This is a genomic window from Gordonia phthalatica (assembly GCF_001305675.1).
Taxonomy (GTDB): domain Bacteria; phylum Actinomycetota; class Actinomycetes; order Mycobacteriales; family Mycobacteriaceae; genus Gordonia; species Gordonia phthalatica.
The window spans coordinates 2,084,661-2,111,318 of sequence record NZ_CP011853.1; the positions used below are offsets into that span (position 1 = coordinate 2,084,661).

The 26,658-nt window shown below is 69.6% G+C and carries 25 protein-coding genes and 1 riboswitch; of the genes, 24 read left to right on the forward strand and 1 reads right to left on the reverse strand.

Annotation, left to right across the window (positions count from 1 at the left end):
- The first annotated feature begins 2 nt into the window (after nucleotides 1-2).
- The 10 genes from ACH46_RS09805 to pyrF all read left to right on the forward strand — a co-directional run bounded on the left by ACH46_RS09805 (nucleotide 3) and on the right by pyrF (nucleotide 11,168).
- Nucleotides 3-1,142: a M24 family metallopeptidase gene (locus tag ACH46_RS09805; protein ID WP_062395220.1), complete on the forward strand. Its 1,140-nt coding sequence runs from the start codon at nucleotides 3-5 to the stop codon at nucleotides 1,140-1,142.
- Between the two features lie 26 nt (nucleotides 1,143-1,168).
- A complete protein-coding gene (efp, locus tag ACH46_RS09810) occupies nucleotides 1,169-1,735 on the forward strand; it encodes an elongation factor P (protein WP_062392733.1) in 567 nt (188 codons plus the stop codon).
- Nucleotides 1,736-1,787: 52 nt separating this feature from the next.
- On the forward strand, nucleotides 1,788-2,237 hold the full coding sequence (nusB, locus tag ACH46_RS09815) for a transcription antitermination factor NusB (RefSeq protein WP_062392734.1): 450 nt from the start codon (nucleotides 1,788-1,790) through the stop codon (nucleotides 2,235-2,237).
- Between the two features lie 156 nt (nucleotides 2,238-2,393).
- Nucleotides 2,394-2,879 (forward strand): bifunctional pyr operon transcriptional regulator/uracil phosphoribosyltransferase PyrR, encoded by a 486-nt coding sequence (pyrR, locus tag ACH46_RS09820; RefSeq protein ID WP_236995118.1) that lies wholly within the window; start codon nucleotides 2,394-2,396, stop codon nucleotides 2,877-2,879.
- Nucleotides 2,876-3,907: an aspartate carbamoyltransferase catalytic subunit gene (locus ACH46_RS09825; protein WP_062392736.1), complete on the forward strand. Its 1,032-nt coding sequence runs from the start codon at nucleotides 2,876-2,878 to the stop codon at nucleotides 3,905-3,907. Before pyrR ends, ACH46_RS09825 begins: the two co-directional genes overlap by 4 nt.
- Complete coding sequence (locus ACH46_RS09830) at nucleotides 3,907-5,235, forward strand: dihydroorotase (protein ID WP_062392737.1); 1,329 nt, start codon at nucleotides 3,907-3,909, stop codon at nucleotides 5,233-5,235. Before ACH46_RS09825 ends, ACH46_RS09830 begins: the two co-directional genes overlap by 1 nt.
- Nucleotides 5,232-5,813, forward strand: a complete 582-nt coding sequence (locus ACH46_RS09835; RefSeq protein ID WP_062395222.1) for a PH-like domain-containing protein — start codon at nucleotides 5,232-5,234, stop codon at nucleotides 5,811-5,813. Before ACH46_RS09830 ends, ACH46_RS09835 begins: the two co-directional genes overlap by 4 nt.
- On the forward strand, nucleotides 5,810-6,988 hold the full coding sequence (gene carA / locus ACH46_RS09840; RefSeq protein WP_062392738.1) for a glutamine-hydrolyzing carbamoyl-phosphate synthase small subunit: 1,179 nt from the start codon (nucleotides 5,810-5,812) through the stop codon (nucleotides 6,986-6,988). Before ACH46_RS09835 ends, carA begins: the two co-directional genes overlap by 4 nt.
- Nucleotides 6,988-10,317, forward strand: a complete 3,330-nt coding sequence (gene carB, locus ACH46_RS09845; RefSeq protein WP_062392739.1) for a carbamoyl-phosphate synthase large subunit — start codon at nucleotides 6,988-6,990, stop codon at nucleotides 10,315-10,317. Before carA ends, carB begins: the two co-directional genes overlap by 1 nt.
- A 26-nt stretch (nucleotides 10,318-10,343) precedes the next feature.
- Nucleotides 10,344-11,168 carry an orotidine-5'-phosphate decarboxylase gene (gene pyrF / locus ACH46_RS09850; protein ID WP_062395223.1) on the forward strand — a complete coding sequence of 275 codons (825 nt, stop codon included), beginning with the start codon at nucleotides 10,344-10,346 and terminating at the stop codon, nucleotides 11,166-11,168.
- 62 nt (nucleotides 11,169-11,230) lie between these two features.
- Here pyrF and ACH46_RS09855 read toward each other — a convergent pair whose 3' ends face one another.
- Nucleotides 11,231-12,298, reverse strand: coding sequence for an alpha/beta fold hydrolase (locus ACH46_RS09855; protein WP_062392740.1), 1,068 nt, complete (start codon nucleotides 12,296-12,298; stop codon nucleotides 11,231-11,233).
- Nucleotides 12,299-12,543: 245 nt separating this feature from the next.
- Between ACH46_RS09855 and mihF the strand changes: the two genes are divergently transcribed.
- From mihF to ACH46_RS09925, 14 genes are all read left to right on the forward strand, one after another.
- Nucleotides 12,544-12,858: an integration host factor, actinobacterial type gene (mihF, locus tag ACH46_RS09860; RefSeq protein WP_062392741.1), complete on the forward strand. Its 315-nt coding sequence runs from the start codon at nucleotides 12,544-12,546 to the stop codon at nucleotides 12,856-12,858.
- A 2-nt stretch (nucleotides 12,859-12,860) separates the two neighbouring features.
- Nucleotides 12,861-13,481 carry a guanylate kinase gene (gene gmk, locus ACH46_RS09865; protein ID WP_082399558.1) on the forward strand — a complete coding sequence of 207 codons (621 nt, stop codon included), beginning with the start codon at nucleotides 12,861-12,863 and terminating at the stop codon, nucleotides 13,479-13,481.
- The gene (gene rpoZ / locus ACH46_RS09870) at nucleotides 13,482-13,781 is read left to right on the forward strand and encodes a DNA-directed RNA polymerase subunit omega (protein ID WP_062392742.1); all 300 of its coding nucleotides are present in this window, start codon (nucleotides 13,482-13,484) and stop codon (nucleotides 13,779-13,781) included. It abuts the gene before it with no gap.
- Nucleotides 13,782-13,790: 9 nt separating this feature from the next.
- A complete protein-coding gene (coaBC, locus tag ACH46_RS09875) occupies nucleotides 13,791-15,044 on the forward strand; it encodes a bifunctional phosphopantothenoylcysteine decarboxylase/phosphopantothenate--cysteine ligase CoaBC (protein ID WP_062392743.1) in 1,254 nt (417 codons plus the stop codon).
- 95 nt (nucleotides 15,045-15,139) lie between these two features.
- Nucleotides 15,140-16,354: a methionine adenosyltransferase gene (gene metK / locus ACH46_RS09880; RefSeq protein ID WP_062392744.1), complete on the forward strand. Its 1,215-nt coding sequence runs from the start codon at nucleotides 15,140-15,142 to the stop codon at nucleotides 16,352-16,354.
- A 949-nt stretch (nucleotides 16,355-17,303) separates the two neighbouring features.
- Nucleotides 17,304-19,244, forward strand: coding sequence for a primosomal protein N' (locus ACH46_RS09885; RefSeq protein ID WP_062395226.1), 1,941 nt, complete (start codon nucleotides 17,304-17,306; stop codon nucleotides 19,242-19,244).
- 1 nt (nucleotide 19,245) lies between these two features.
- Nucleotides 19,246-20,187: a methionyl-tRNA formyltransferase gene (gene fmt / locus ACH46_RS09890; RefSeq protein ID WP_062392745.1), complete on the forward strand. Its 942-nt coding sequence runs from the start codon at nucleotides 19,246-19,248 to the stop codon at nucleotides 20,185-20,187.
- Entirely contained in the window at nucleotides 20,184-21,602 is a 1,419-nt protein-coding gene (locus ACH46_RS09895) for an RsmB/NOP family class I SAM-dependent RNA methyltransferase (protein WP_062392746.1), read from the forward strand. Before fmt ends, ACH46_RS09895 begins: the two co-directional genes overlap by 4 nt.
- Nucleotides 21,603-21,627: 25 nt before the next feature.
- The gene (gene rpe / locus ACH46_RS09900) at nucleotides 21,628-22,332 is read left to right on the forward strand and encodes a ribulose-phosphate 3-epimerase (RefSeq protein ID WP_062392747.1); all 705 of its coding nucleotides are present in this window, start codon (nucleotides 21,628-21,630) and stop codon (nucleotides 22,330-22,332) included.
- Nucleotides 22,333-22,360: 28 nt separating this feature from the next.
- On the forward strand, nucleotides 22,361-23,347 hold the full coding sequence (gene ribD / locus ACH46_RS09905; protein WP_062395228.1) for a bifunctional diaminohydroxyphosphoribosylaminopyrimidine deaminase/5-amino-6-(5-phosphoribosylamino)uracil reductase RibD: 987 nt from the start codon (nucleotides 22,361-22,363) through the stop codon (nucleotides 23,345-23,347).
- A 116-nt stretch (nucleotides 23,348-23,463) separates the two neighbouring features.
- Nucleotides 23,464-23,616: riboswitch (FMN riboswitch) on the forward strand.
- 50 nt (nucleotides 23,617-23,666) lie between these two features.
- Complete coding sequence (locus ACH46_RS09910; protein ID WP_062392748.1) at nucleotides 23,667-24,314, forward strand: riboflavin synthase; 648 nt, start codon at nucleotides 23,667-23,669, stop codon at nucleotides 24,312-24,314.
- Nucleotides 24,307-25,641 (forward strand): bifunctional 3,4-dihydroxy-2-butanone-4-phosphate synthase/GTP cyclohydrolase II, encoded by a 1,335-nt coding sequence (locus ACH46_RS09915; protein WP_062392749.1) that lies wholly within the window; start codon nucleotides 24,307-24,309, stop codon nucleotides 25,639-25,641. Before ACH46_RS09910 ends, ACH46_RS09915 begins: the two co-directional genes overlap by 8 nt.
- Nucleotides 25,638-26,108 carry a 6,7-dimethyl-8-ribityllumazine synthase gene (gene ribH, locus ACH46_RS09920; RefSeq protein WP_062392750.1) on the forward strand — a complete coding sequence of 157 codons (471 nt, stop codon included), beginning with the start codon at nucleotides 25,638-25,640 and terminating at the stop codon, nucleotides 26,106-26,108. Before ACH46_RS09915 ends, ribH begins: the two co-directional genes overlap by 4 nt.
- On the forward strand, nucleotides 26,105-26,587 hold the full coding sequence (locus tag ACH46_RS09925; protein ID WP_062392751.1) for a PH domain-containing protein: 483 nt from the start codon (nucleotides 26,105-26,107) through the stop codon (nucleotides 26,585-26,587). Before ribH ends, ACH46_RS09925 begins: the two co-directional genes overlap by 4 nt.
- Nucleotides 26,588-26,658 lie beyond the last annotated feature (71 nt).

Here is a 26,658-nt window from a genome sequence, read left to right on the forward strand (position 1 = left end):
CGATGCCTCTGAACCACCCGACAGCCGCCCGCCGGAGCCGCCTGAGCGCGGCGTTGGACGCGCTTCCAGACGCCGACCGAGTGGACGCGATTCTGGTATCGAACCTGGTCAACGTGCGTTACCTCACAGGATTCACCGGAAGTAACGGGGCCGTCATCGTGTGGGCGAGCGGCGGTGAACCCGGCGACGACACGATTGCGACCGACGGGCGCTACACCTCGCAGGTGGCGGAGCAGACCCCGGACCTGCCCGCGGTCATCGAACGCGACGTGGCGACGGCGCTCTTCCGTCTCGCCGACGCCGCGCGGTCCTCGAGTGGCGGCGGGTCGCTGCGTCTGGGGGTCGAGGCCCAGGCGATGACGATCGCCGCGTTCGCCGGACTCCGCGGCCTGGCCGCGGAGCACGACGTGACGCTTGTGCCGCTGTCGGACACGGTGGAACGACTCCGCGAGGTGAAGGACGCGATCGAAGTGGAGTCCATCACGTCCGCCTGTGCGATCGGGGACGCGGCGTTGTCCGCCCTCATCGACCGAGGTGGCGTCGCACCCGGGCGCACCGAACGGCAGGTGGCGCGCGACCTGGAGTGGGAGATGTTCGCGCGGGGCGCCGATGCGATCGCCTTCGAGACGATCGTGGCGACGGGTGCGAACTCGGCGGTCCCGCACCATCGGCCCACCGATGCGGTTCTGCAGGTCGGAGACCTGGTCAAGATGGATTTCGGCGCCGTCAGCGGGGGATACCACTCGGACATGACGCGGACCTTCGTGCTCGGTGAACCGGCCGCGTGGCAACGGGAGATCTACGACATCGTCGAGGCCGCTCAGCGTGCGGGCCGGGAGGCCCTCGCGGTCGGTGCGGACCTCGCCGCGGTGGACGCCGCGGCCCGCGACGTGATCGTCGATGCGGGGTACGGCGAGTACTACGTGCACGGCCTCGGTCACGGTGTGGGCCTGGAGATCCACGAGCGTCCGGGCATCGGAGCCGCTGCGAGCGGTACACTGCCTGACGGCGCAACGGTCACCGTCGAGCCGGGGATCTATCTTCCCGGACGCGGTGGCGTGCGGATTGAAGACACCCTGGTCGTCACCGATGCGGCTCCGCGCCTGCTGACGACCACCCCCAAGGCGCTCCGCGTCTTGTAGACACCGACTTCCCGAGGAGAACACAGATGGCGTCGACCGCCGACTTCAAGAACGGCCTCGTCCTCAAGATGGATGGCAACCAGCTCTGGCAGATCCTGGAGTTCCAGCACGTGAAGCCGGGCAAGGGCCCCGCATTCGTGCGCACCAAGATCAAGAACGTCGTGTCGGGCAAGATCGTCGACAAGACCTTCAACGCCGGCGTCAAGGTCGAGACCGCGACCGTCGACCGTCGCGACATGACCTACCTGTACAACGACGGCACCGACTACGTGTTCATGGACGCGGAGACCTTCGACCAGATCACGATCGTTCCCGAACTGATCGGCGAGGGCGCACGCTTCCTCCTGGAGAACATGACCGTCCAGGTCTCGATGCACGAGGGTGCGCCGCTGCAGGTGGAGCTCCCCGTCTCGGTCGAGCTCGTCGTCAAGCACACCGATCCGGGCCTGCAGGGCGACCGCTCCACCGGCGGCAACAAGCCCGCCACCCTGGAGACCGACGCCGAGGTCCAGGTCCCGCTGTTCATCAACACCGGTGACACCCTCAAGATCGACACCCGCGACGGCAGTTACCTCAGCCGCGTCAACAACTGACCCTCCCGTCAGCCACCAGTCGACCCGATCCCTGAAGGCCCCAGAGAAGCACGTGAAGAAGCCCGGTACTCGCCATAAGGCGCGCAAGCGCGCGGTGGACCTCCTGTTCGAGGCGGAAGCCAAGAACATCAAGGCCACCACGCTGATCGCCGAACGGCGCGAGATCTATCCCACCGACGACAGCGTCGGCACGATGTACGAGTACACCGTCCACGTCGTCGAGGGTGTCACCGCAGACGCCGCCCAGGTCGACGCGGTGATCTCCTCGCACCTCGAGAACTGGAAGCTGCATCGCCTCCCGGCGGTCGACCGCGCCATCCTGCGGTTGGCTGTCTGGGAGCTGCTCTACGCGAACGACGTCGACATCGACGTGGTGCTCGACGAGGCCGTCGAGCTCGCCAAGGAGCTCTCCACCGACGAGTCGCCGTCGTTCGTGAACGGCGTCCTCGGGAAGGTCGCCGAACTGGCACCTCAGGTTCGGGCGGCCGCCGCGGCGGAGTAGACTCTCCCGCGGAACAAAAAAGAACATCGAAGATTTTCCTTTAACGACCCGTCCAGTGAGGCGGAGAAGGAGGTCGACTTGGCATCGCCGGTCGATGGTGCGCGCCCACAGCGCGTGTTGCTTGACGCGTCTGACGTCAGCCGCACGGTGGCGCGCATGGCCCATCAAGTCATCGAGAAGACCGCATTGGACGGTGACGACGCGCAGCGCGTCGTCCTGATCGGCATTCCGACTCGCGGCACCTCCCTCGCTCTCCGACTCGCCGGCCGCATCGCCGAGTTCTCCGGCGTCGATGTTCCGACCGGTTACCTCGACATCACCCTGTATCGCGACGATCTCCGCGACAAGCCGCACCGCCCGCTGGAACGGACTCTGGTCCCCGAAGGCGGCGTCGACGGCGCGCTGGTGATCCTGGTCGACGACGTCCTCTTCTCCGGCCGCACGGTGCGCGCGGCCCTCGACGCGCTCCGCGACCTCGGACGCCCCGCCGCCGTGCAGCTGGCGGTCCTGGTCGATCGCGGCCACCGCGAACTCCCGCTCCGCGCCGACTACGTCGGCAAGAACGTCCCGACGTCCCGCGACGAGGACGTTCAGGTGCACCTCGACGAGCACGACGGGATCGACGAGGTGGTCCTCCGATGAAGCACCTGCTCTCGGCCGCCGACCTGACGCGCGACGACGCGATCGACATCCTCGACGAGGCGCAGCGCTTCGAGCAGGCCCTCGCAGGCCGCGAGGTCCGCAAGCTCCCCACGCTCCGCGGCCGCACCGTGATGACGGTCTTCTACGAGAACTCCACCCGCACCCGCGTCTCCTTCGAGGTCGCCGCCAAGTGGATGAGCGCCGACGCGATCAACATCAGCGCCTCCAGCTCGTCGGTCAACAAGGGGGAGTCGCTCCGCGACACCGCGAAGACCCTCCGCGCCATCGGCGCCGACGCCCTGATCCTGCGCCACCCGGCCTCCGGTGCGGCCGCCCAGATCGCCCGATGGACCAACGACGGCACCGACGTCACCGGCCTGCCGACCACGGGCCCGTCGGTGATCAACGCGGGAGACGGCACCCACGAGCATCCGACTCAGGCGCTGCTCGACGCCTTCACCATCCGCCAGCGACTCGGCGGCCTCGACGGTCGACGGATCGGCATCGTCGGCGACATCCTGCACTCGCGCGTCGCGCGGTCCAATGCGATCCTGCTGTCGACCCTCGGCGCCGAAGTGGTGCTCATCGCGCCGCCGACGCTGCTCCCGACCGGGGTGAGCACCTGGCCGGTTCGCATCGCCACCGACCTGGACGCCGAACTCCCGGCGCTCGACGCGATCATGATGCTCCGCGTGCAGGCCGAACGCATGACCGGCGGCTTCTTCCCGAGCACCCGCGAGTACTCGGTCCGCTACGGCCTGTCCGACGCCCGCCTCGCGATGCTCCGCGACGACGCGGTGATCCTGCACCCGGGTCCGATGCTGCGCGGCATGGAGATCGGTTACAAGGTCGCCGACGCACCGCAGGCCACCGTCCTGGAACAGGTGCGCAACGGCGTTCACGTGCGCATGGCCGTTCTCTTCCGCCTCATCGCGGGTGCCGAGGGCACCTCGGCACCCGTCCATCACGCCCCGCCGGAGACCCATCCGGCCGAGGCTCGCCCGACAGAAACTCAAGGAGAGCAGTAGTGCCCGTCACCGAATCGGTCCTGATCAGCAATGTCCGGCCCTACGGTGACGGTGATCCGGTCGATGTCGTCGTTCTCGACGGCGAGATCGCCGAGATCGGCACCGGGCTCACCGCCCCCGAGGGCGCCGAGACCGTCGACGGCCGCGGAGGCGTGCTGCTGCCGGGATTCGTCGACCTGCACACCCACCTGCGGGAGCCGGGCCGCGAGGACACCGAGACCGTCGAATCCGGATCCCGTGCCGCCGCCCGCGGCGGGTACACCGCGGTCTTCGCGATGGCGAACACGGCGCCGGTCGCCGACAACGCCGCCATCACCGACCACGTGTGGCGCATGGGACAGGAGGTCGGCCTCGTCGACGTCCACCCGGTCGGCGCCGTCACGGTCGGCCTCAAGGGAGAGAACCTCGCCGAGATGGGCATGATGGCCGACGGCGTCGCGAAGGTGAAGCTCTTCAGCGACGACGGCAAGTGCGTCCACGACCCGGTCATCATGAAGCGCGCCCTCGAATACGCCAAGGGCCTCGGCGTCCTGATCTCGCAGCACTCGGAGGACCCGCGCCTCACCGTCGGCGCCGTCGCGCACGACGGACCCACCGCGGCGCGGCTGGGCCTCGCCGGATGGCCGCGCGCCGCCGAGGAGTCGATCGTCGCCCGGGACGCGCTCCTGGCCCGCGACGCCGGCGCCCGCGTGCACATCGCACACGCCTCCACCGCGGGCACCGTCGAACTCCTCAAGTGGGCGCGCGGACAGGGGATCGACATCACCGCCGAGGTGACCCCGCACCACCTGCTGCTGGACGACTCCCGACTGGAGACCTACGACGGTGTCAACCGCGTGAACCCGCCGCTGCGCGAGGAGAGCGACAAGATGGCGCTCCGCACCGCGCTCGCCGAGGGCGTCATCGACTGCGTGGCCACTGACCACGCACCGCACGCGTCCCAGGAGAAGTGCTGCGAGTTCTCGCAGGCCCGCCCCGGCATGCTCGGACTGGAGACGGCGGTCTCGATCGTCGTCGAGACCCTGGTGAATCCGGGACTGCTGGACTGGCGCGGCGTGGCCCGCGTCATGAGCGAGCGACCCGCGCAGATCGTCGGCCTCGACGACCAGGGCCGCCCGATCGCCGTCGGCGAACCCGCCAACCTGACGATCATCGACCCTCACAGCACGTGGACCGTGGACGGTGAGGGCCTCGCCAGCCGCTCCTCGAATACGCCGTTCAACGCGATGACCCTGCCGGGCGTCGTCCTGGCGACGGTGCTCCGCGGCCGGGTGACCGCCCGACGAACCGAACCGTCTGATCTCGAGGCGATGGGGGCGTGGGCGTGAGCAGCTGGGGATTCAACCTGATCATCGCGCTGGGTGCGTTCATCGTCTGGCTGATCCTCGTGACCGCGGTGGTGCGCGGCTGGCGCAACCGCGGACGACGACAGGAGGCGGTCGTCGGTGCCATGCCGACCGCCCCGTCGGACCTCGGCGAAGCGCTGCGCGGACCGCACACCGGCCTGTACCTCGGCAGCACGCTGGCGCCGAGCTGGCAGAACCGCATCGCGGTCGGCGACGTCGGCGACCGTGCAACCGCGACGATCACCGGGTACGCCGCAGGCATCGAGATCGCACGGACGGGAGCGTCGACGATCTGGATTCCCGAGGAGTCCATCGTCGCGGTGCGCACGGAGAACGGGATCGCGGGCAAGGCGATGGGTCGCGACGGCGTCCTGGTCGTCCGCTGGGCCCTCCCGTCGGGTACGCAGATCGACTCGGGACTGCGCGGCGACGACCGGACCACCTACGCGGAGTGGACGCAGGCCTACTCCGAGATCACCGAGAAAGCCTTCCGCGAGCTGGAGCTCGCAGATGAGAACAGAACTAGCACCGGAAAGACCGATGAGAAGGGCAACAAATGAGTAGAGCGGTAATGGTGCTGGAGAACGGCCAGGTCTTCACGGGCCAGGCATTCGGCGCGACGGGCCAGACCCTCGGGGAAGCGGTGTTCTGCACTGCGATGACCGGGTACCAGGAGGCACTGACCGACCCGAGTTACCACCGGCAGATCCTCGTGGCCACCGCGCCGCAGATCGGCAACACCGGCTGGAACACCGAGGACAGCGAGAGCCTGCTGGGCAAGCGCTCCGCCGTCCGCTGGTCGGCCGACTTCATCGACCACAAGGATCCGGGACAGATCTGGGTCGCGGGCTACGCGGTCCGCAACCCAACCCGACGCGTCTCCAACTGGCGCGCGGGCTCGTCCCTGGAGGACGAGATGATCGGCCAGAACATCGTCGGCATCGCGGGCATCGACACCCGCGCCGTGGTCCGCGTCCTCCGCGAGAGCGGCGCCATGCGCGCAGGAATCTTCTCCGGTGACGCCCTCGGCACCGTCGACGAGATGGTCGAGACCGTCCGGTCGCAGCCGTCGATGGCCGGCGCCGACCTCGCCGCCGAGGTCAGCACCACCGAGACCTACGTGGTCGAGGCCGCGGGCGGAGAGGCCAAGTTCACCGTCGCCGCCCTGGACCTCGGTATCAAGGCCAACACCCCGCGCATGCTCGCCGCCCGCGGCGTCGAGGTCCACGTGCTGCCCAGCACCGCCACCTACGACGACATCCGCGCCATCGGCGCCGACGGCTTCTTCCTCTCGAACGGCCCCGGCGACCCGATCACCACCGACCGCGTCGTCGGACTGACCAGCGAGGTCATCGACGCCGGCCTGCCGACCTTCGGCATCTGCTTCGGCAACCAGATCATGGGCCGCGCCTTCGGCCGCAGCACCTACAAGCTGAAGTTCGGCCACCGCGGCATCAACATCCCGGTCCTCGACACCACCACCGGTCGTGTCGCGATCACCGCGCAGAACCACGGTTTCGCTCTTGAAGGCGAGGCCGGCGAGGAGTTCGACACCGACCTCGGCCGCGCCCGCGTCTCGCACGTCTGCGCCAACGACGGCGTCGTCGAAGGCGTGGAACTGCTGTCCGGGAAGGCCTTCTCGGTCCAGTACCACCCCGAAGCGGCCTCCGGGCCGCACGACGCCGCCAACCTCTTCGACAAGTTCGTCGCCACCATGGAAGGGAACCTCGCCTGATGCCCCGCCGTACAGATCTCTCCCACGTCCTGGTGATCGGCTCCGGGCCGATCGTCATCGGCCAGGCCTGCGAGTTCGACTATTCGGGCACCCAGGCCTGCCGCGTCCTCAAGGCCGAAGGCCTGCGCGTCTCGCTGGTCAACTCCAACCCGGCCACCATCATGACCGACCCGGAGTTCGCCGACGCTACCTACATCGAGCCGATCACCCCGGAGTACATCGAGAAGGTGATCCAGGCCGAGGCCGCCGCAGGTCACCCGATCGACGCCGTCCTCGCGACCCTCGGCGGACAGACCGCGCTCAACGCGGCCGTCGGTCTCCACGACCAGGGCATCCTCGCCAAGTACGACATCGAGCTGATCGGCGCCGACTTCGACGCCATCCAGCGCGGTGAGGACCGCCAGATGTTCAAGGACATCGTCGACAAGGTCGGCGGCGAGAGCGCCCGTTCCAAGGTCTGCCACACCATGGAGGAGGTCCACGCCACCGTCGCCGAACTCGGCTACCCGGTGGTCGTGCGCCCGTCGTTCACCATGGGCGGACTCGGCTCCGGCATGGCCTACGACGAGGACGACCTCGAGCGCATCGCCGGCGGCGGCCTCGCCGCGTCGCCCACCGCGAATGTCCTCATCGAGGAGTCCATCCTCGGGTGGAAGGAGTTCGAGCTGGAGCTGATGCGCGACAACAAGGACAACGTCGTCGTCATCTGCTCCATCGAGAACGTCGACCCGGTCGGCGTCCACACCGGCGACTCGATCACCGTCGCCCCGGCCATGACCCTGACCGACCGCGAGTACCAGGTGATGCGCGATCTCTCGATCGCCATCATCCGCGAGGTCGGCGTCGACACCGGCGGCTGCAACATCCAGTTCGCGACCAATCCGCGCACCGGCAGGATGACGGTCATCGAGATGAACCCGCGCGTGTCGCGGTCGTCGGCTCTCGCGTCCAAGGCGACCGGCTACCCGATCGCGAAGATGGCCGCCAAGCTGGCCATCGGCTACTCGCTCGACGAGATCACCAACGACATCACCAAGGAGACGCCGGCGGCGTTCGAACCCGCGCTCGACTACGTGGTCGTCAAGGCACCGCGCTTCGCGTTCGAGAAGTTCCCCGGCGCCGACGACACCCTCACCACCACCATGAAGTCGGTCGGCGAGGCCATGAGCCTGGGCCGCAGCTACGCCGAGGCCTTCGGCAAGGTGATGCGATCGCTGGAGACCAAGGCCGCGGGCTTCTGGACCGAACCCGACCGCGAGGACCCGGCGACGGTCGACGTCGACGCGCTCCTCAAGGAGGTGTCCGTCGCCAAGGACGGCCGCATGTACAAGATCATGCTTCTGCTGGAGGCCGGCGCCACCATCGAGCAGATCTACGACGCGACCGCCATCGACCCGTGGTTCCTCGCCGAGATCGACGGCATCCGCGCCATCGGTCACGAGGTCCGCGACGCCGAGACCCTTGACGAGGAGCTCCTGCGCGTCGCCAAGAGCAACGGACTGTCCGACCGGCAGATCGCAGCCCTGCGCGGCACCGACGAGGACGCGATCCGCGCCCGCCGCATCGAGCTGGCCGTCCATCCCGTCTACAAGACCGTCGACACCTGCGCCGCCGAGTTCGAGGCCAAGACGCCATACCACTACAGCAGCTACGAGCTCGACCCCGCCGCCACCAGCGAGGTGGCGCCGCAGACCGAGCGTCCCAAGGTGCTGATCCTCGGTTCGGGCCCCAACCGCATCGGTCAGGGCATCGAGTTCGACTACTCGTGCGTCCACGCGGCCCTGACGCTGTCGGAGGCCGGGTACGAGACCGTCATGGTCAACTGCAACCCGGAGACCGTCTCGACGGACTACGACACCGCGGACCGCCTGTACTTCGAGCCGTTGACCTTCGAAGACGTTCTCGAGGTGTACCGCGCGGAGACCCTCTCCGGCACCGTCGCCGGCGTCATCGTCCAGCTCGGCGGGCAGACGCCGCTCGGCCTGGCCGCCCGCCTGGAGGCCGTCGGCGTCCCGATCGTCGGCACCAGCCCGGCCGCCATCGACCTCGCCGAGGACCGCGGCGAGTTCGGCAAGGTCCTCACCGCCGCGAACCTGCCCGCACCGAAGTTCGGCACCGCCACCACGTTCGAGGGCGCCCGCGACATCGCCTCCGACATCGGCTACCCGGTGCTGGTGCGTCCGTCGTACGTCCTCGGCGGTCGCGGCATGCAGATCGTGTACGACGAGCAGGGACTCGCCGACTACATCGCGCACGCCACCGAGATCTCCGACGACCGCCCCGTCCTCGTCGACCGCTTCCTGGAAGGCGCCGTCGAGATCGACGTGGACGCCCTGTGCGACGGCACCGACGTCTTCATCGGCGGAATCATGGAGCACATCGAGGAGGCGGGCATCCACTCCGGCGACTCGGCGTGCGCCCTGCCGCCGATCACCCTCGGCTCCGATGTCATCGAGCGGGTCCGCACCTCCACGACCGCCCTCGCCAAGGGGCTCGGGGTCCGCGGCCTGATGAACGTCCAGTACGCGCTCGCGAACGACGTTCTGTACGTCCTCGAAGCGAATCCGCGCGCCAGCCGCACCGTGCCCTTCGTCTCGAAGGCCACCTCGGTGTCGCTCGCGAAGGCCTGCGCCCGGGTCATGCTCGGCCGCACCATCGCGGAGCTGCGCAGCGAGGGCCTGCTGCCCGCCGAGGGCGACGGCTCGACGACACCCGCCACTGCGCCGGTCGCCGTCAAGGAGGCGGTCCTGCCGTTCAACCGCTTCCGGTTGGCCGACGGCAAGGGCGTCGACACCCTGCTGAGCCCGGAGATGAAGTCGACCGGTGAGGTGATGGGCCTGGACGCCGACTTCGGTCGCGCCTTCGCCAAGTCGCAGGCCGGTGCGGGCGGCGCGCTGCCCCTGAAGGGCTCCGTCTTCGTGTCGGTCGCCGACCGCGACAAGGCGTCGATCATCTCGCCCGTGAAGCGGCTCGCGGACCTCGGGTTCCGCGTCCTCGCCACCGGCGGCACCGCTGACGTGCTGCGCCGCAACGGGATCGAGGTCGAGACGGTCCGCAAGTACTTCGAGGCCAAGGAAGGGGAGCGGACGGTCATCGACGCGATCCGCGGCCGTGAGGTGGACCTGATCATCAACACCCCGTTCGGCACTGCCGCACCGCGCGTCGACGGCTACGAGATCCGGGCGGCCGCCATCGCGGCGACCGTGCCGTTCATCACCACGGTCCAGGGAGCGGGCGCCGCCATCCAGGGCATCGAGGCCGCGTTGAACGCGACCATGGGCGTCCGGTCCCTGCAGCGCTGGCACTCCGAGCTCAAGGCCGCCCAGTGACGGACGCCTCGGTGCCCGACGACTCGGTGACGGACGCGACCTTCGCGAGCCGGTACCGGGCCGTCGTCGCCGACCGCGGTCGGCTGTGCGCAGGCATCGATCCGCACGCGGCGCTGCTGGAGCAGTGGGGTCTCCCGGTGTCCGTCGACGGCCTGCGGGCCTTCGCGGACGCCGCGGTGACCGCGCTCGGACCCACGGCGGCGGTCATCAAACCGCAGGTCGCGTTCTTCGAGGTCTTCGGGTCGGCCGGCTTCGCGGTCCTCGAAGACGTCATCGCCCGCGGTCGGGAGGCCGGCGCCCTGGTGCTGGCCGACGCCAAGCGCGGCGACATCGGCTCCACCATGGCCGCTTACACCGGCGCCTGGCTCGACGACGCCTCGCCGCTCTGCTCGGATGCGGTGACGGTGTCGCCCTACCTGGGCTTCGGCTCCCTGGACCCGGCGGTTGCCAAGGCCAAGGAGACCGGTCGGGGAGTGTTCACCCTGGCCCGCACGTCCAACCCCGAGGGCGGGGCGCTGCAGACCGCCGACACCGGCGGACGGACGGTCGCGCAGTCGATCGTCGACGCCGCCGCCGAGGTCAACGGCGACGGCTCCGGGACCGTCGGTGTCGTCGTCGGAGCGACGCGCGAGCACGGTCTGGACCTGTCGGCCCTGGCCGGCCCGGTCCTCTCGCCGGGGCTCGGTGCGCAGGGCGCGACGGCGGCCGATCTGGCCCGCATCTTCGACGGCAGCGACCTGTCGTGGCTGCTGCCCGCGGCCAGCCGCAGCATCTTGAAGGCCGGTCCGGACGTCACGGCGCTCGTCGCCGCCGTCGAGGCGACGCGCGACGAGATCGAGGCCGCGTTGTAGACCGGGCTCCACGTCGACGTCTCCCGCCGGGCACCGCGTGTGCCTGCGGGAGACGTCGTGCGTCAGACCTCCTGAATCCGCTTCCGGAACGCGTCGATCGCCGGCCAGGTGTGCGCTTCGGCGACAGCACCGGTCAGCAACCCCAGGTGACTGGTCTCGACGGTGTGGAACTCTGTGTGCACCGAGTCGGCGAACAGCGTGAGACCGTGCTTCGCGGCACCGTGACTGACGATCGCGTCACGGTGTGAGCCGACCATGAACACCGGTGCGGTGATGGACGCGATGTCGACGGTGTCGGCTCCGAAGTGGAGCGTGCCGCGCGAGATCTCGTCCCGCAGGATCAGGTTCACCAGCATCTGTTCGCTGACCCGTCCCGGATACCCGGGGAGGGAGTTCTGGAAGCGGTCGATCACCTGCATCCGGATCAGGGCCTCGGTATCGCGCAGATTCTGCAGGATGTACTTCGGCTTGAGCAGCTCACGATCCAAGGCGGTGGCCTTGTACACCAGGCGGACGGCCGGTGCCGGAATCCCGCCGAGAGCCCGCATCAGGTAGGTGATCGGACGGCCGCCGGTGGGGCGCAGCAGGGCGCGGACCAGGGGATACGGCTCGACCTTCTTGTAGTCCAGCGGGGTGCCGACGGTGATCACCGAACGGATCGGCAGCTCCCGGTGGGCGCCGGCCGTGAGCAGCGACAGCGTGCCGCCGAGGCTCCATCCCATCAGGTCGACCGCGTCGGGCGCCGACCGGAAGTCGTCGACCACATCGGTGATGGCGCGCGGCACGATCCGATCGAAGTAGTCCTCGAAGCCCATGTGCCGGTCGCTGTACGAGACGTCGCCCAGGTCGATGACGTAGGGGATGGTCCCGGTGCTCAAGAGGAACTCGACGACGGAATTCGCCGGCTCGGCGCCGGGCGCGAGGTCGTAGCAGTGCGCGGGAACCGCCAGCGGGGGAACCAGCAGGACAGGCACCTGACCGGAGGCACGGGCCGCCTCGAGCTGTTCCACCGTGCCGTAGCGAACCAGCCGGGCATGCGCCCGTTCGGAGAGGACGGTGCTCTCCGTGGTGGTCTTGGGTGCCAGATCATCGGTCAAGACCCGCGCCAGGGTCCGGAGATCGCTCAACATGCAGCGGAGGGTACCTTGTTCGACGGGCCCGCCGATAACAGCGTGGCGCGCCGGTCCGGATGACCCGTCCGACAGCCGGTAGCGGGTAGCGTTCGTGCTGGTCCGATTGCATGGGACACGGCACAGAGCGCTAGGCTGGAGCCGATTCGCTCGTAGGGGGCCTGCCCCCGAGGCGGAAAAACACGAGATGTTCGTATAGCGTCGCGTGGACAAACCGAACTGTAGACACGAAAGACGGAGGAACCGTGGCTCTTCCCCAGTTGACCGATGAGCAGCGCGCAGCAGCACTCGAGAAGGCGGCTGCCGCTCGCCGTGTTCGCGCCGAGCTCAAGAACCGTTTGAAGAGCGGCGGCACCAACCTGCAGCAGGTGCTGGCCGACGCCGAGAACGACGAGATCCTCGGCAAGATGAAGGTCTCGGCGCTCCTCGAGGCACTGCCGAAGGTCGGCAAGGTCAAGGCGCAGGAGATCATGACCGAGCTGGAGATCGCTCCGACTCGTCGTGTGCGCGGCCTGGGCGACCGTCAGCGCAAGGCTCTGCTCGAGAAGTTCAGCGCCTGAGAGTGACTCGGGAACAAACCCGACGGAGGGGCCGACTGGTTGTACTGGTCGGCCCCTCGGCCGTCGGAAAATCGACCGTCGTCGCACGTTTGCGCGACCTGGTGCCCGACCTGTGGTTCAGCGTCTCGGCCACCACGCGCGATCCGCGACCCGGTGAGGTCGATGGACGCGACTATCACTTCGTGAGCCGCGACCGGTTCGACTCGATGATCGATCAGGACGAGCTCCTGGAGTGGGCCGACATCCACGGCGGGCTGCAGCGATCGGGTACGCCCGCCGCCCCGGTCCGGGAGGCGCTGGACGCCGGGTCGCCCGTACTGCTGGAGGTGGACCTGGTCGGCTCGCGGAACGTGGTGACCGCGATGCCGGAGGCCGTCACGGTCTTCCTGGCCCCGCCGAGCTGGGACGTCCTGGTGCAGCGACTGACCGGTCGCGGCACCGAATCCGCGGCTGCGATCGAGCGTCGACTCGAGACCGCGCGCACCGAAATGGCGGCGCGCGACGAGTTCCAACACGTCGTCGTGAACGACGATGTCGACGCAGCCGCACAACAATTGGTAAACTTGCTGGTTGGGCCGCCTTCGCATGAGACAGCCCAGGCCGAGACTTCGCAGGAGAGTTGAGTGAGCACTCAGACCGAGATCGATAACAACGACGTCGTGGACGAGCCCGTGTACGACACGCCGCTGGGTATCACCAATCCGCCGATCGACGAACTGCTTGAGCGCACGTCGTCGAAGTACGCCCTGGTGATCTACGCAGCCAAGCGCGCACGCCAGATCAACGACTACTACAACCAGCTCGCGGACGGCATCCTCGAGTACGTCGGCCCCCTGGTGGAGCCGGGCGTGCAGGAGAAGCCGCTGTCGATCGCGATGCGTGAGATCCACTCGGACCTCCTCGAGCACACCGAAGGCGAGTAGGCACCAACGGTGTCCACAGCGCACATCGTCATCGGTGTGGGCGGCGGGATCGCGGCATACAAGGTGTGCTCGGTCATCCGCCACTACACCGAGGCGGGGCACGACGTCCGCGTGATGCCGACGCGCAACGCCCTGAACTTCGTCGGTGCCGCCACCTTCGAGGCCCTGTCCGGGAATCCTGTCACCACCGAGGTCTTCGACGACGTCGACCAGGTGGCGCACGTCGCCCTCGGGCGGCAGGCCGACCTGGTGGTCATCGCGCCGGCGACCGCCGACCTGCTCGCGCGTGCCGCGAGCGGTCGTGCCGACGACCTGCTGACCGCGACGCTGCTCACGGTCAGCTGTCCGGTGCTGCTCGTTCCCGCGATGCACACCGAGATGTGGGAGCATCCCGCGACCGTCGCCAACGTCGCCACCTTGCGCAGCCGCGGCGTCACGGTGATGACGCCTGCCGTCGGTCGTCTCACCGGCGCCGACACCGGTGCCGGCCGGATGCCCGAACCGACGGAGATCGCCGCGCTCGGCGACCTGTTGCTGGATCGTCCCGACGCCCTGCCGTACGACCTGTCCGGCGTTCGGATGGTCATCAGTGCGGGCGGAACCCGCGAGGCGCTCGATCCGGTCCGCTATCTCGGCAATCACAGTTCCGGGAAGCAGGGCTACGCCCTCGCCCGCGCAGCTTCGCAGCGCGGCGCCGACGTGACCCTGGTGTCCGGTGCGACGTCGAACCCCGGCGACCCGGCGTCCGTGCGGATCGTGAACGTCGACTCGGCGCGCGAGATGCAGCGCGAGATGAGCGAGCGCGCCGTCGACGCCGACGTGGTCATCATGGCGGCGGCCGTGGCCGACTTCCGGCCCGTCTCCGTGGCCGACGCCAAGATCAAGAAGGGCGACGACGGCCCCGCGCCGATCGTGCTCGACACCAACCCCGACATCCTGGCCGGCCTGGTGCGCGACCGCACCGACGGCAAGATCGCGTCGGACACGGTCATCGTCGGATTCGCCGCCGAGACCGGCGACGAGCACGGCGGCGTCCTGGACCACGGCCGCGCCAAGCTGCGCCGCAAGGGCTGTGACCTGCTGATCGTCAACGCCGTCGGCGGCGGGAAGGCCTTCGGAACCGAAGACAACACCGGCTGGGTGCTGTCCGCCGACGGTCGCGAGACCGGCCTGCCGTTCGGATCAAAGACGTTGATGGCGAGCAGAATCCTTGACGAAGTCGCCCAACTCGTGCCAGATGGACGAGTGCACCCGGCCGATTGACCGGTGCGGCGACACATTTACCGACCATTCCGCGGGGGAGAAACCCCGTTCCCGCCCCAACCTGATCCATCGCGGATCAATCACGAGAGGAACCGATGAGCGCCTCAGCGTCCCGTCTATTCACGAGCGAATCCGTCACCGAGGGTCACCCCGACAAGATCTGTGACGCGATCAGCGACTCGATTCTCGACGCGATGCTGGCGAAGGATCCCCACGCGAAGGTGGCCGTCGAGACCCTGGTCACGACCGGACAGGTCCACGTGGCCGGCGAGGTCAACACCACGGCCTATGTCGACATCCCGACCATCGTCCGCGAGAAGATCCTCGAGATCGGTTACGACTCGTCGACCAAGGGCTTCGACGGCGCGTCGTGCGGCGTCAACATCGCCATCGGCGCACAGTCGCCGGAGATCGCGCAGGGCCTGACCGATTCGCACGAGAAGCGCACCGGTGAGGGCGACGACGACATCGACGCCCAGGGTGCAGGCGACCAGGGCCTCATGTTCGGCTACGCCTCCGACGAGACGCCCGAGCTGATGCCGCTGCCGATCGCGCTGGCGCACCGCCTGTCGCGCCGCTTGACACAGGTCCGCAAGGACGGCATCCTCCCGTACCTGCGGCCCGACGGCAAGACACAGGTCACCATCGAGTACGCGGGGGACACCCCGGTCCGTCTTGACACGGTCGTCGTCTCCACGCAGCACGCCGCCGACATCGACATCGACGGCATGCTGGCCCCCGACATCCGCAAGCACGTCCTGGAGCCCGTCTTCGACGAGCTGCGCCTGCCGGTGAAGCTCGACACCTCCGATCCGCGGCTGCTGGTGAATCCGACCGGCAGCTTCGTGCTCGGCGGCCCGATGGGCGACGCCGGCCTCACCGGCCGCAAGATCATCGTCGACACCTACGGCGGCATGGCCCGCCACGGCGGCGGTGCCTTCTCCGGCAAGGATCCGTCGAAGGTGGACCGCAGCGCCGCGTACGCGATGCGCTGGGTCGCGAAGAACGCGGTCGCCGCAGGCTTCGCCAGCCGCATCGAGGTCCAGGTGGCCTACGCGATCGGCAAGGCGGCGCCCGTCGGCCTGTTCGTCGAGACGTTCGGCACCGAGAAGGTGGATCCGGGAACCATCCAGAAGGCCATCTCGGAGGTCTTCGACTTGCGGCCCGGCGCCATCATCCGCGATCTGGACCTGCTGCAGCCGATCTACGCGCCGACCGCCGCGTACGGCCACTTCGGCCGCACCGACGTCGACCTTCCGTGGGAGCGCACCGACCGCGTCGACGCCCTGCGCAAGGCCGCGGGCCTGTAGTAGCCAGAGTTTCATCAGCGGTGTTCGACGTGACTGCGGGTTGGTCACGTCGAACACCGTTGGTTTCTGCGTATCTCGGCGTGTCCGCTTCGTCGGCGTGTCGCCACACCGTGCGAGCATCGGGCAGGAGTTCGCGGTGTTCGAGCCGCCGGTCGACAGGCTGACGTCACCGTCGAAGCCCCTCTCACAGAAACTGTGCATCGCGGCGTGTCGTGATGTTCGGCGTGTCGCGCAGTCGATATATCCGGCATCACCGACTGATGGTTGATCACCGACGAGGCCTCGCCAGAGGGCAGGGAGTCGAAGCCCACTAGGAGCGTCGAGCTGGCCGTCCGCGGCATTCATCGACTGCAACAGGCTGACTCTTCATCAGCAGTGTCTTCATCAGCGGTGTTTGACGTGACCACCGGCTGGTCACGTCGAACACTGTGGTTTCTGTGCATCCCGGCGTGTTGCGTTCGTCGGCGTGTCGAAACCCAGCAACGAAACGCAAGCAGCGCAGCACACGTCGGTGCCGCGATGCGAACCCACTGCGAACCCGAACCACCACCACTCAGTACCCAGAACCAAGCGCCAGTCCGAGCGGCGGCTGCCCGTCGGAGGCCGCCATCCCTGGAGGATTGGGATCCACCTGCCTCGGGGCGCGGGATCCGCATTTCGATCGCATCGTCGGTCACCACCACCGTCGAGCGGGTCGAGCCGGTTCGGTCAGCTGTTTGTGTTGCCATGACACCCTCAGGATCTGTTATCGAACCCGCAGTCGATCACAGTGAGAGGGGCTGACAATTCCGGCCGACGGACGACCGGTTCGGGGAGGCGACCTGATCGTGGTCGATCGCGCTGACTCGCTTACCCTTCTGATGTGACTGTCGAGGACCGGCCGGCGGCGAAGCCTGCGCGCAACGAACGGGTCGCGGCCGCGCACCGACCCGTCGCGCGGGTGCTTCCGATGCTCGGTCTGGCCCACCTCGACCACACCTTCGACTACCTCGTCGACACTAAGATGGACGCCGACGCGCAGCCGGGGGTGCGGGTGCGCGTCCGCTTCTCCGGGCGGCTGGTCGACGGCTACCTCCTGGAACGGATCGACGACAGCGATCACCGCGGCAAGCTCTCGTGGCTCGACCGGGTGGTGTCGCCGGAACAGGTCCTGACCGCGGAGATGGCAGCACTCTGCCGCGCCGTCGCCGACCGGTACGCGGGCACGATGACCGACGTCCTCCGCTCCGCCGTCCCGCCGCGGCACGCCCGCGTGGAGAAGGAGGACTGCAGCCAGGACGTCCTGCCCGCGGTGGCCGCGCCCGGGCAGACCGGTTGGGACGTCTATGACTCGGCCGAACGATTCATCGACGAACTCCGCGACGGGGGACGACCGCGCGCGGGTTGGCAGGCACTGCCGGGCGAGGACGTCGCCGCGCGGCTCGCGGAACTCGCCGCGATCGCGGCGGCCGCGGGTCGCGGCGTCGTGATAGTCGTGCCGGACCAACGCGACCTGGATCGACTGGAGGCGGCGTGCGCTCCGCTGCTCGGCGACCAGTGCGTCACCCTCGCCGCCGGACTGGGGCCGACCGCGCGGTATCGCCGTTGGCTGTCGGTGCTGCGCGGGCGCGCGAGCGTCGTGATCGGCACCCGGAGCGCCGTGTTCGCGCCGGTCCGGGACGTCGGCCTCATCGTCGTCTTCGACGACGGCGACGACAGCCTCGACGAGCCGCGCTCACCGTATCCGCATCCCCGCGAAGTGGGCGTGCTCCGCGCGCACGCCGCGGGCGCGGCACTGATGGTCGGCGGCTTCTCGCGGACCGCGGAGGTGCAGGCCCTCGTGGAATCCGGGTGGGCGTTCGACATCGTCGCACCGCGCACGACGGTCCGGGAACGCATGCCCCGCATCGACGGGATCTCCGACGAGGACCGGCGCATCGCTGGCGATCCGCTGGCCCGATCAGCTCGGATCCCCGGCATCGCGTTCGACGCCGCCCGCCGCGCACTGGCCGCCGACCAGGCGGTCCTGTTCAGCGTGCCGCGGCGCGGGTACCTGCCGTCCGTGTCGTGCGCGCGCTGCCGGACCCATGCGCGCTGCCGCGCCTGCAACGGACCGCTGCAGATGAACGACCGCGGAGACTTGGCCTGTCGCTGGTGCGGACGCCCCGAGAACCGCTTCGTCTGCCCGGTGTGCGCAGGCACGACGGTCCGCGCGCTGATGGTGGGCGACAAGCGGACCGCCGAAGAGCTCGGCAGGGCCTTCCGCGGCGTCCCGGTCATCACGTCGGCGGGGGAGAAGATCGTCGACGAGATCCCGGCGGGTCCCCGCGTCGTCATCGCGACGCCCGGCGCCGCACCGCACGCGCCCGGCGGCTACGGCGCCGCCGTCCTGCTCGACACCTGGGCCCAGCTCGACCGCGAGGACCTCCGCGCCGCGGAGGAGGCCGTCCGCGCGTGGATGGCGGTGGCGACGCTGGTCCGCCCGCGCGGGGAGGGCGGCCGCGTGGTCGTCGTCGCGGACGCTGCCGTCGCCGCCGTCCAGGCGCTGATCCGTTGGGACCCGGTGGGTTTCGCATCCGTGGAACTCGCCAGTCGGGTGGAGCTCGGCTTCCCTCCCGCGGTGACCATGGCCTCCGTAGACGGTCCGCCGGACGCCGTCGCCGCCTTCTTGGACCTGCTCGCGATGCCGGCCGGCGCCGAGGCGCTGGGACCGGTTCCGCTGCCCGCCGGGGTGCGTCGCCCGGCCGGTCTGGACGACTCGGGGGCCGTCGACCGCATGCTGCTCCGCACGCCGCGCGCGGTGGGGCGGGAGCTCGCCGAGGCGCTCCGGGCGGCACAGGCGCTGCGCAACGCCCGCCACGACGACACCGCGGGCATCAGGGTCCAGGTGGATCCCCCTACGATTGGTTGACATGAGGCTGGTGTTCGCCGGCACGCCCGACGTGGCGGTGCCGACCCTGCAGGAATTGATCGACTCCGACGACCACGAGGTGGTCGGCGTCATTACCCGTCCCGACACGACCGCCGGTCGCGGTCGCAAGCTGGTGCGGTCCGACGTCGGGGTCCTCGCCGACCAGCACGGCATCGAGGTCCTGACGCCGCGGAGGATGTCCGACCCGGAGGTCGCCGAGGCACTCGGCCGCTGGAACGCGGATCTCGGCGTCGTCGTCGCCTACGGCGGACTGATCCCGCAGAACGTGCTGGACATGCTCCCGCACGGGTGGGTGAACCTGCACTTCTCGATTCTTCCGGCGTGGCGCGGTGCGGCACCGGTCCAGGCGTCCATCGCGGCGGGGGACGAGTTCACCGGCGCCAGCGTCTTCCTCCTGGAGGCGGGTCTGGACACCGGCCCCGTCTACGGCACGCTCACCGAGCGCATCCGAGACACGGACACGTCGGGTGATCTCCTGGGCCGCCTCGCGATCTCCGGCGCAGGGCTTGCGAAGGCGGTCGTCGACGGCATCGAGGCGGGCGAGTTGATGCCGGTCCCGCAGGACCGCGACGGCGTCTCGCACGCCGCCAAGATCACCACCGACGACGCGCGCGTCGCCTGGAACCTGCCGTCGCACATCATCGGCCGGACGGTCCGGGCGCACACGCCGGTACCCGGAGCGTGGACGATGCTGGGCGACGCCCGCATCAAGCTGGGCCCGGTGACGCCGGTCGACGGCGATCCGGCGGTTCCCGCCGACCTGGCCCCGGGTGACCTCGGCGTCACCAAGAAGGCCGTGTTCGTCGGCACCGCCGGCGGGGCGGTCCGGCTCAGCACGGTGCAGGCGCCCGGTAAGAAGGCCATGAACGCCGCCGATTGGGCCCGCGGCAGTCGATTCGACGGAACGGAGCAATTCGCATGACCGGTCAGCCGGATCGCCGACGGGGTGGAAACCGTCAGGGCGGGACCAACAAGTACCGCGACAAGGATCTCGACCCGGCGCGCATCGTCGCCCGCGACGTCCTGCGCGCCGTCCGCGAGCGCGATGCGTACGCGAACCTGCTGCTGCCCAAGCTCCTTCGGGAACGCAAGATCTCCGGGCGCGACGCAGCCCTGGCCACCGAGCTCACCTACGGCACCGCGCGGTCGACGGGTTTCCTCGACGCGGTCATCGCGGCTGCGGCCGGGCGGCCCGCCGACGAGATCGACGGCAAGCTCCTGGACGTCCTCCGGCTCGGCGCCTACCAGCTGCTGCGCACCCGGATCGGTTCGCACGCCGCCGTGTCCACCTCGGTCGACATCGCGCGCAGCGAGAACGGCATGGGCCCGTCCGGTTTCGTCAACGCCGTGCTCCGCAAGGTGAGCCAGCGCGACGAGGAACTCTGGATCGACGAGCTGGCGCCGTCGATGATGGACGACCGGATCGGCAACCTCGCCTTCACCTATGCGCACCCGCGGTGGATCGCCGAGGTGTTCTACGAGTCGCTGGGCCGCTCGACCGGCGAACTGCAGGCCGCGCTCGCCGCCGACGACGATCGGCCGATCGTGCACCTCGTCGCCCGTCCCGGGCAGATCACGGGGGAGGAGCTGGCCCTGATCAGCGGCGGCGACGAGGGTCGCTACTCGCCGTACTGCGTCTACCTGCCCGAGGGCGACCCCGGCAAGCTCGACGCCGTCCGCGAGGGCTTCGCCGGCGTGCAGGACGAGGGCAGCCAGCTGGTGGCCCTCGCACTCAGCCGCGCCGACGTCGCCGACGACGCGGGCCGCTGGCTCGACCTGTGCGCCGGTCCCGGCGGCAAAGCCGCCCTCCTCGGCTCCCTCGCCCTGGTCGCCGACGCGCACCTCGATGCCGTCGAGATCTCCGAGCACCGCGCCGAGCTGATCGACAAGGTGGTCGACGGCCTGCCCGTCACCGTGCACGTCGCCGACGGCCGCGAGTCCGGTCTGGAGGCGGGTTTCGACCGCATCCTGGTCGACGCCCCCTGCTCCGGTCTCGGCTCGCTCCGCCGCCGCCCCGAGGCCCGGTGGCGCCGCAAGCCGACCGACGTGCCCGAGTTGGTGACCCTGCAGAAGGAACTGCTCACCGAGGCACTGCGGCTGGTGAAGCCGGGCGGCGTCGTCGTCTACTCCACCTGCTCACCGCACCTCGCCGAGACCGTCGACGTCATCGATGCGGTGCTCGACGCCGTCGACGACGTCACCCAGATCGACGCCCGCCCGCTCGCGGCCGGCGACGTCTTCGATCCCGCGACCCTCGGCGACGGCCCGCACGTCCAGCTGTGGCCGCACCGACAGGACACGGACGCGATGTTCCTGGCGGCGCTGCGGAAGGACTGAGCGCACCTCTCGTAGACTCGTCGCCATGTGCAATCCCGGCCGCCCGGCTCCCATGATCGCCCCGTCCATCCTGTCCGCGGACTTCGCGAACCTCGCCGCGGAGGTCGCCGCGGTGGGCCCGTCCGACGTCGACCCCGGCGTCGACTGGGTCCACGTGGACGTGATGGACAACCACTTCGTGCCCAACCTGACCCTCGGCATGCCGGTGGTCGAGAGCCTGCTGAAGGCCACCGACATCCCGCTCGACTGCCACCTGATGATCGAGGACCCGGGCCGCTGGGCGCCCGCCTACGCCGAGGCCGGCGCCTACAACGTGACCTTCCATGCGGAGGCCACCGACGATCCCATCTCGGTCGGCCGCGACATCCGCGCGGCGGGCGGCAAGGCCGGCCTCGCGATCAAGCCCGGCACCCCGCTCGAGCCCTACCTGGAGATCCTCCGCGAGTTCGACACCCTCCTCGTGATGAGCGTGGAACCGGGCTTCGGCGGCCAGAAGTTCATGCCGGAGGTCCTCGACAAGGTCCGGGCCATCCGCACCAAGATCGACAGCGGCGACCTCCGGCTGCTCGTCGAGATCGACGGCGGCATCAGCGCCTCGACCATCGAGGAGGCCGCCGAGGCGGGGGTCGACTGCTTCGTCGCCGGCTCCGCGGTCTACGGCGGCGACGATCCCGCCGCCCGTGTCGCCGACCTACGACGCCTCGCGACGCAGGTCCGCGAGAACCAGTAGTCCGGTGAACCCCTCGATCGACGAGGCGATGCGCCGGGCGATCGCAGCGTCCGCGGGCGCGCTCGGCGTCAGCTCCCCGAACCCGGCGGTCGGGGCGGTCATCCTGGACGCCGACGGCGCCGTCGTCGGCGTCGGGCACACCCAGCCGCGCGGGCAGGCGCACGCCGAAGTGATGGCCCTGCGTGACGCGGGCGACCGAGCCCGCGGCGGCACCGCCGTCGTGACGCTGGAGCCGTGCAACCACACCGGTCGCACCGGGCCGTGCGCACAGGCGCTCATCGAGGCCGGGATCAGCGCCGTGCACTACGCGGTCGCCGACCCCAACCCGTCCGCGGCCGGGGGAGCGCAGACGCTTCTGGCCGCCGGGGTCGACGTCACCGGAGGCGTCCTGGCCGACGACGCGCGGCGCGGTCCCCTGCGGTACTGGCTGCATCGCATCGCCCACGACCGCCCGTTCGTCACCGCGAAGGTCGCCGCAACGCTCGATGGACGGATCGCGGCCCCGGACGGCACCAGCCAGTGGATCACCGGACCGGAGGCCCGCGAGCACGCTCATCGGCAGCGAGCGCGGCTCGACGCGATCGTCGTCGGCACCGGCACCGTTCTGGCCGACGATCCGTCGCTGACCGCCCGCCGGGCCGACGGCAGCCTCCGCGAGCACCAGCCGGCCCGCGTCGTCCTGGGCCGTCGAGACCTGCCCGCCGACGCGAGACTCCGCGACGGCACGGCGCCCCTGGTCCATGTCCGCAGCCACGACCCGCACGACGTCCTCGCCGCCCTGCCCGACGCGCTGCACGTCCTCGTCGAGGGCGGACCCGCGATCATCGGCGCCTTCCTGGCGGCCGGGCTCGTCGACGAGGTGCAGGCGTACCTGGCACCGACGATCCTGGGTGCCGGGAGCGCCGCCGTCGACGATCGATCCGTCGCGACACTGGCCGACGCTCACCGTTTCCGGCGGATCCACACCGAGCCGCTCGGCGACGATCTGCTGCTGGTCCTGGAGTCGGCCCGCTGACCTGGACAGGTTTTGCGCGCCCTGCGCAGAAGGGGCGGCCCGCGCCTGACGTCGGATGTCCCGACTGCCGGGACGTCGGATGCGCGGCGGTTGCACGCCGCGTGCTAATTTCGTAAGTGAGTTCTCGGGGCGGGGTGAAAGTCCCCACCGGCGGTAATGCTTTCGCAAGAAGGACGAGCCCGCGAGCGCCCGCGCAGCAGTGCGGGGACGAGCAGACTTCGGTGCGATCCCGGGGCCGACGGTCACAGTCCGGATACGAGAGGACGACAGCGGCACCCGCCGACTGTCTCTCCCGAGTGCACGGTGCAAAGGAGAGACGTTGTTCACGGGAATCGTGGAGGAGCGTGGCGAGATCACCGCCCGCGACGACCTCACGGAAGCCGCACGTTTTCGAATCCGCGGCGCGCTGGTGACCAGCGATGCGTCCTTCGGCGACTCGATCGCCGTCAACGGAGTCTGCCTGACCGTCACCGAGCTCGCCGACGATGAATTCACCGTCGACGTGATGGCGGAGACCCTCAAGCGCAGTTCGCTGGACCGACTCGGCGCGGGCGCCACGGTCAACCTCGAACGCGCGATGGCGGCGGGCGGCCGCTTCGGCGGACACATCGTGCAGGGCCACGTCGACGGCGTCGGCGAGATCCGGGCGGTGTCTCCGAGCGAGAACTGGACCGTCGCCCGTGTCGCCGTGCCTGCGCACCTGGCGCGCTACGTGGTCGAAAAGGGGTCGATCACCATCGACGGCATCTCGCTCACGGTCTCGGCCGTCGGAGTCGATCGGGAATACGGGGACTGGCTCGAAGTGTCTCTCATACCGACCACTCTCGCCGAGACGAATCTCGGCGACGCCGCCCCAGGCGTGCGCGTGAACTTGGAAGTCGATGTCATCGCGAAGTACGTCGAGCGCCTCACCGGCGCCGGTCGCACCGCGAACGCTGATGTGGAAGGCAGTGAGCCGAATGAGTGAGACCGGCAGCAATGAGGCCGCAGTGAAGGACGACTCGGTGACGGATGCGGCGGAGAAGGTCGTGTTCGACACCGTCGAGCGCGCCATCGCCGACATCGCCGAAGGCAAGGCCGTCGTGGTCGTCGACGACGAGGACCGCGAGAACGAGGGCGACCTGATCTTCGCCGCCGAGAAGGCGACACCGGAACTGGTCGCGTTCATGGTGCGGTACACCTCCGGGTACCTCTGCGTGCCGATGACCGGCGACAACTGCGACCGGCTGGGCCTTCCGCCGATGTACTCGGTGAATCAGGACAAGCACGGCACCGCCTACACGGTGACCGTCGACGCCCGCGAGGGCATCGGGACCGGCATCAGCGCCGCTGACCGGGCGACCACCATGCAGAAGCTCGCCGACCCGACGTCCAACGCCCACGACTTCACCCGTCCCGGCCACGTGGTGCCGCTGCGCGCCAAGCCGGGCGGCGTCCTGCGTCGTCCCGGCCACACCGAGGCCGCCGTCGACCTGGCGACCGCCGCCGGTCTGGCCCCCGCGGGCGTGATCTGCGAGATCGTGAGCCAGAAGGATCCGGGCCACATGGCCCAGACCCCGGAGCTGCGCGTCTTCGCCGACGAGCACGACCTGGCGCTGATCTCGATCGCCGATCTGATCACCTGGCGTCGTCACCACGAGAAGCACGTCGAGCGCGTCGCCGATGCCCGGATCCCCACCGCCCACGGCACGTTCCGCGCCGTGGGCTACCGGAGCTCGTTCGACGACGCCGAGCACGTCGCCCTCGTGATGGGCGACATCAGCGGTGCCGACGGCAAGGGCGAGGACGTCCTGGTGCGCGTGCATTCCGAGTGCCTCACCGGTGACGTCTTCGGCTCGCTGCGTTGCGACTGCGGGCCGCAGCTCGACGCGGCGATGGAGATGGTCGGCCGCGAGGGACGCGGCGTGGTCCTCTACATGCGCGGCCACGAGGGACGCGGCATCGGGCTGATGCATAAGCTGCAGGCCTACCAGCTGCAGGACGACGGCGCCGACACCGTCGACGCGAACCTGGAACTCGGCCTGCCCGCCGACGCCCGCGACTACGGCCTCGGAGCACAGATCCTCGTCGACCTCGGCGTGCGATCGATGCGACTGCTCACCAACAACCCGGCCAAGCGCGTCGGCCTGGACGGCTACGGCATGGAGATCGTGGAGCGCGTGCCGATGCCGGTGCGCGCCAACAAGGAGAATCTGCGGTACCTGCGCACCAAGCGCGACCGCATGGGCCATGTGCTGGAGGGACTCGACGACTTCGAGGCCGGCAACACCGACGGTGCAGGAGAAGGCGCATGAGCGGCAGCGGCGAACCCACCCTGGAACTGCAGGACGCCGGCGCGCTGACCGTCGCGATCGTCGCTTCGCAATGGCACCAGGAGATCTGCACGGCCCTCCTCGACGGCGCCGTGCGCGCCGCCGCGAGCAGCGGCATCAACGATCCGACGGTCGTGCGGGTCGCGGGCGCCATCGAACTGCCGGTCATCGTCCAGGCGTTGGCCCGCAATCACGATGCGGTGGTCGCGCTCGGCGTCGTCATCAAGGGGGAGACCCCGCACTTCGAGTACGTGTGCGACGCGGTGACCGCAGGCTTGACCCGCGTCTCGCTGGACGAGTCGACACCCGTCGGCAACGGTGTCCTCACCACCCTCACCGAGGAACAGGCCCTCGCCCGCGCCGGACTGCCGGGATCCTCGGAGGACAAGGGTGCGCAGGCGATGACCGCGGCCCTCGCCGCCGCGCTGATCCTGAAGGACCTCGGATGACCGACGCGGCGAGCGGCGGTGCGACCGACGGGGACTGGGAGTACGTCTACCGGCCCCGCTGGATGAAGCGTGCCGCGCTGGTGGCCGTCGCGATCGTGATGATCATCCACGTGACCTTCGGCCTCCTGCTCGACATCTCGTACACCGGCGTCAACGTCGACTGGGCGGACAAGCTGTCGTTGATCGGCGTGGGCGTGCTCATCAGCGCCGTGATCCTCTACCTGACCCGAGCGCGAATCCGCGTGGGCCCGCAGGGGATCGGCGTGCTGAATCTGGTGTCGGAGCGGGTCTTCGGCTGGGACGAGGTGCTCGGTCTCGAGTACCCGGAGAAGGGCTCGTGGGCCCGCCTGGTGTTCCCGAGCGACGAGCACATCCCGGTGATGGCGATTCAGGCGCGCGACGGCGAACTGGCCGTCGACGCGATGAACCGCATCCGTGAGCTCGGCGCCCACTACGCGCCGGCGCGCAAGGCGGACTGACTCCCCCACCACTTCGCGCCTTGTCGCACCAGGTCTGTCTCCGGCACTCGGTCGCGACTGAGTGCGGGAGA

Coding starts and splice junctions, on each gene's coding strand:
- ACH46_RS09855 (WP_062392740.1), bottom strand. CDS start 12,298: ATGTTGAGCGATCTCCGGACCCTGGCGCGGGTCTTGACCGATGATCTG.
- rpe (WP_062392747.1), top strand. CDS start 21,628: ATGTGCAATCCCGGCCGCCCGGCTCCCATGATCGCCCCGTCCATCCTG.
- ACH46_RS09925 (WP_062392751.1), top strand. CDS start 26,105: ATGACCGACGCGGCGAGCGGCGGTGCGACCGACGGGGACTGGGAGTAC.
- carA (WP_062392738.1), top strand. CDS start 5,810: ATGAGTAGAGCGGTAATGGTGCTGGAGAACGGCCAGGTCTTCACGGGC.
- carB (WP_062392739.1), top strand. CDS start 6,988: ATGCCCCGCCGTACAGATCTCTCCCACGTCCTGGTGATCGGCTCCGGG.
- ACH46_RS09885 (WP_062395226.1), top strand. CDS start 17,304: ATGCTCGGTCTGGCCCACCTCGACCACACCTTCGACTACCTCGTCGAC.
- efp (WP_062392733.1), top strand. CDS start 1,169: ATGGCGTCGACCGCCGACTTCAAGAACGGCCTCGTCCTCAAGATGGAT.
- ACH46_RS09915 (WP_062392749.1), top strand. CDS start 24,307: ATGAGTGAGACCGGCAGCAATGAGGCCGCAGTGAAGGACGACTCGGTG.
- fmt (WP_062392745.1), top strand. CDS start 19,246: ATGAGGCTGGTGTTCGCCGGCACGCCCGACGTGGCGGTGCCGACCCTG.
- ACH46_RS09895 (WP_062392746.1), top strand. CDS start 20,184: ATGACCGGTCAGCCGGATCGCCGACGGGGTGGAAACCGTCAGGGCGGG.
- metK (WP_062392744.1), top strand. CDS start 15,140: ATGAGCGCCTCAGCGTCCCGTCTATTCACGAGCGAATCCGTCACCGAG.
- ribD (WP_062395228.1), top strand. CDS start 22,361: ATGCGCCGGGCGATCGCAGCGTCCGCGGGCGCGCTCGGCGTCAGCTCC.
- ACH46_RS09805 (WP_062395220.1), top strand. CDS start 3: ATGCCTCTGAACCACCCGACAGCCGCCCGCCGGAGCCGCCTGAGCGCG.
- ribH (WP_062392750.1), top strand. CDS start 25,638: ATGAGCGGCAGCGGCGAACCCACCCTGGAACTGCAGGACGCCGGCGCG.
- ACH46_RS09825 (WP_062392736.1), top strand. CDS start 2,876: ATGAAGCACCTGCTCTCGGCCGCCGACCTGACGCGCGACGACGCGATC.
- pyrR (WP_236995118.1), top strand. CDS start 2,394: ATGGCCCATCAAGTCATCGAGAAGACCGCATTGGACGGTGACGACGCG.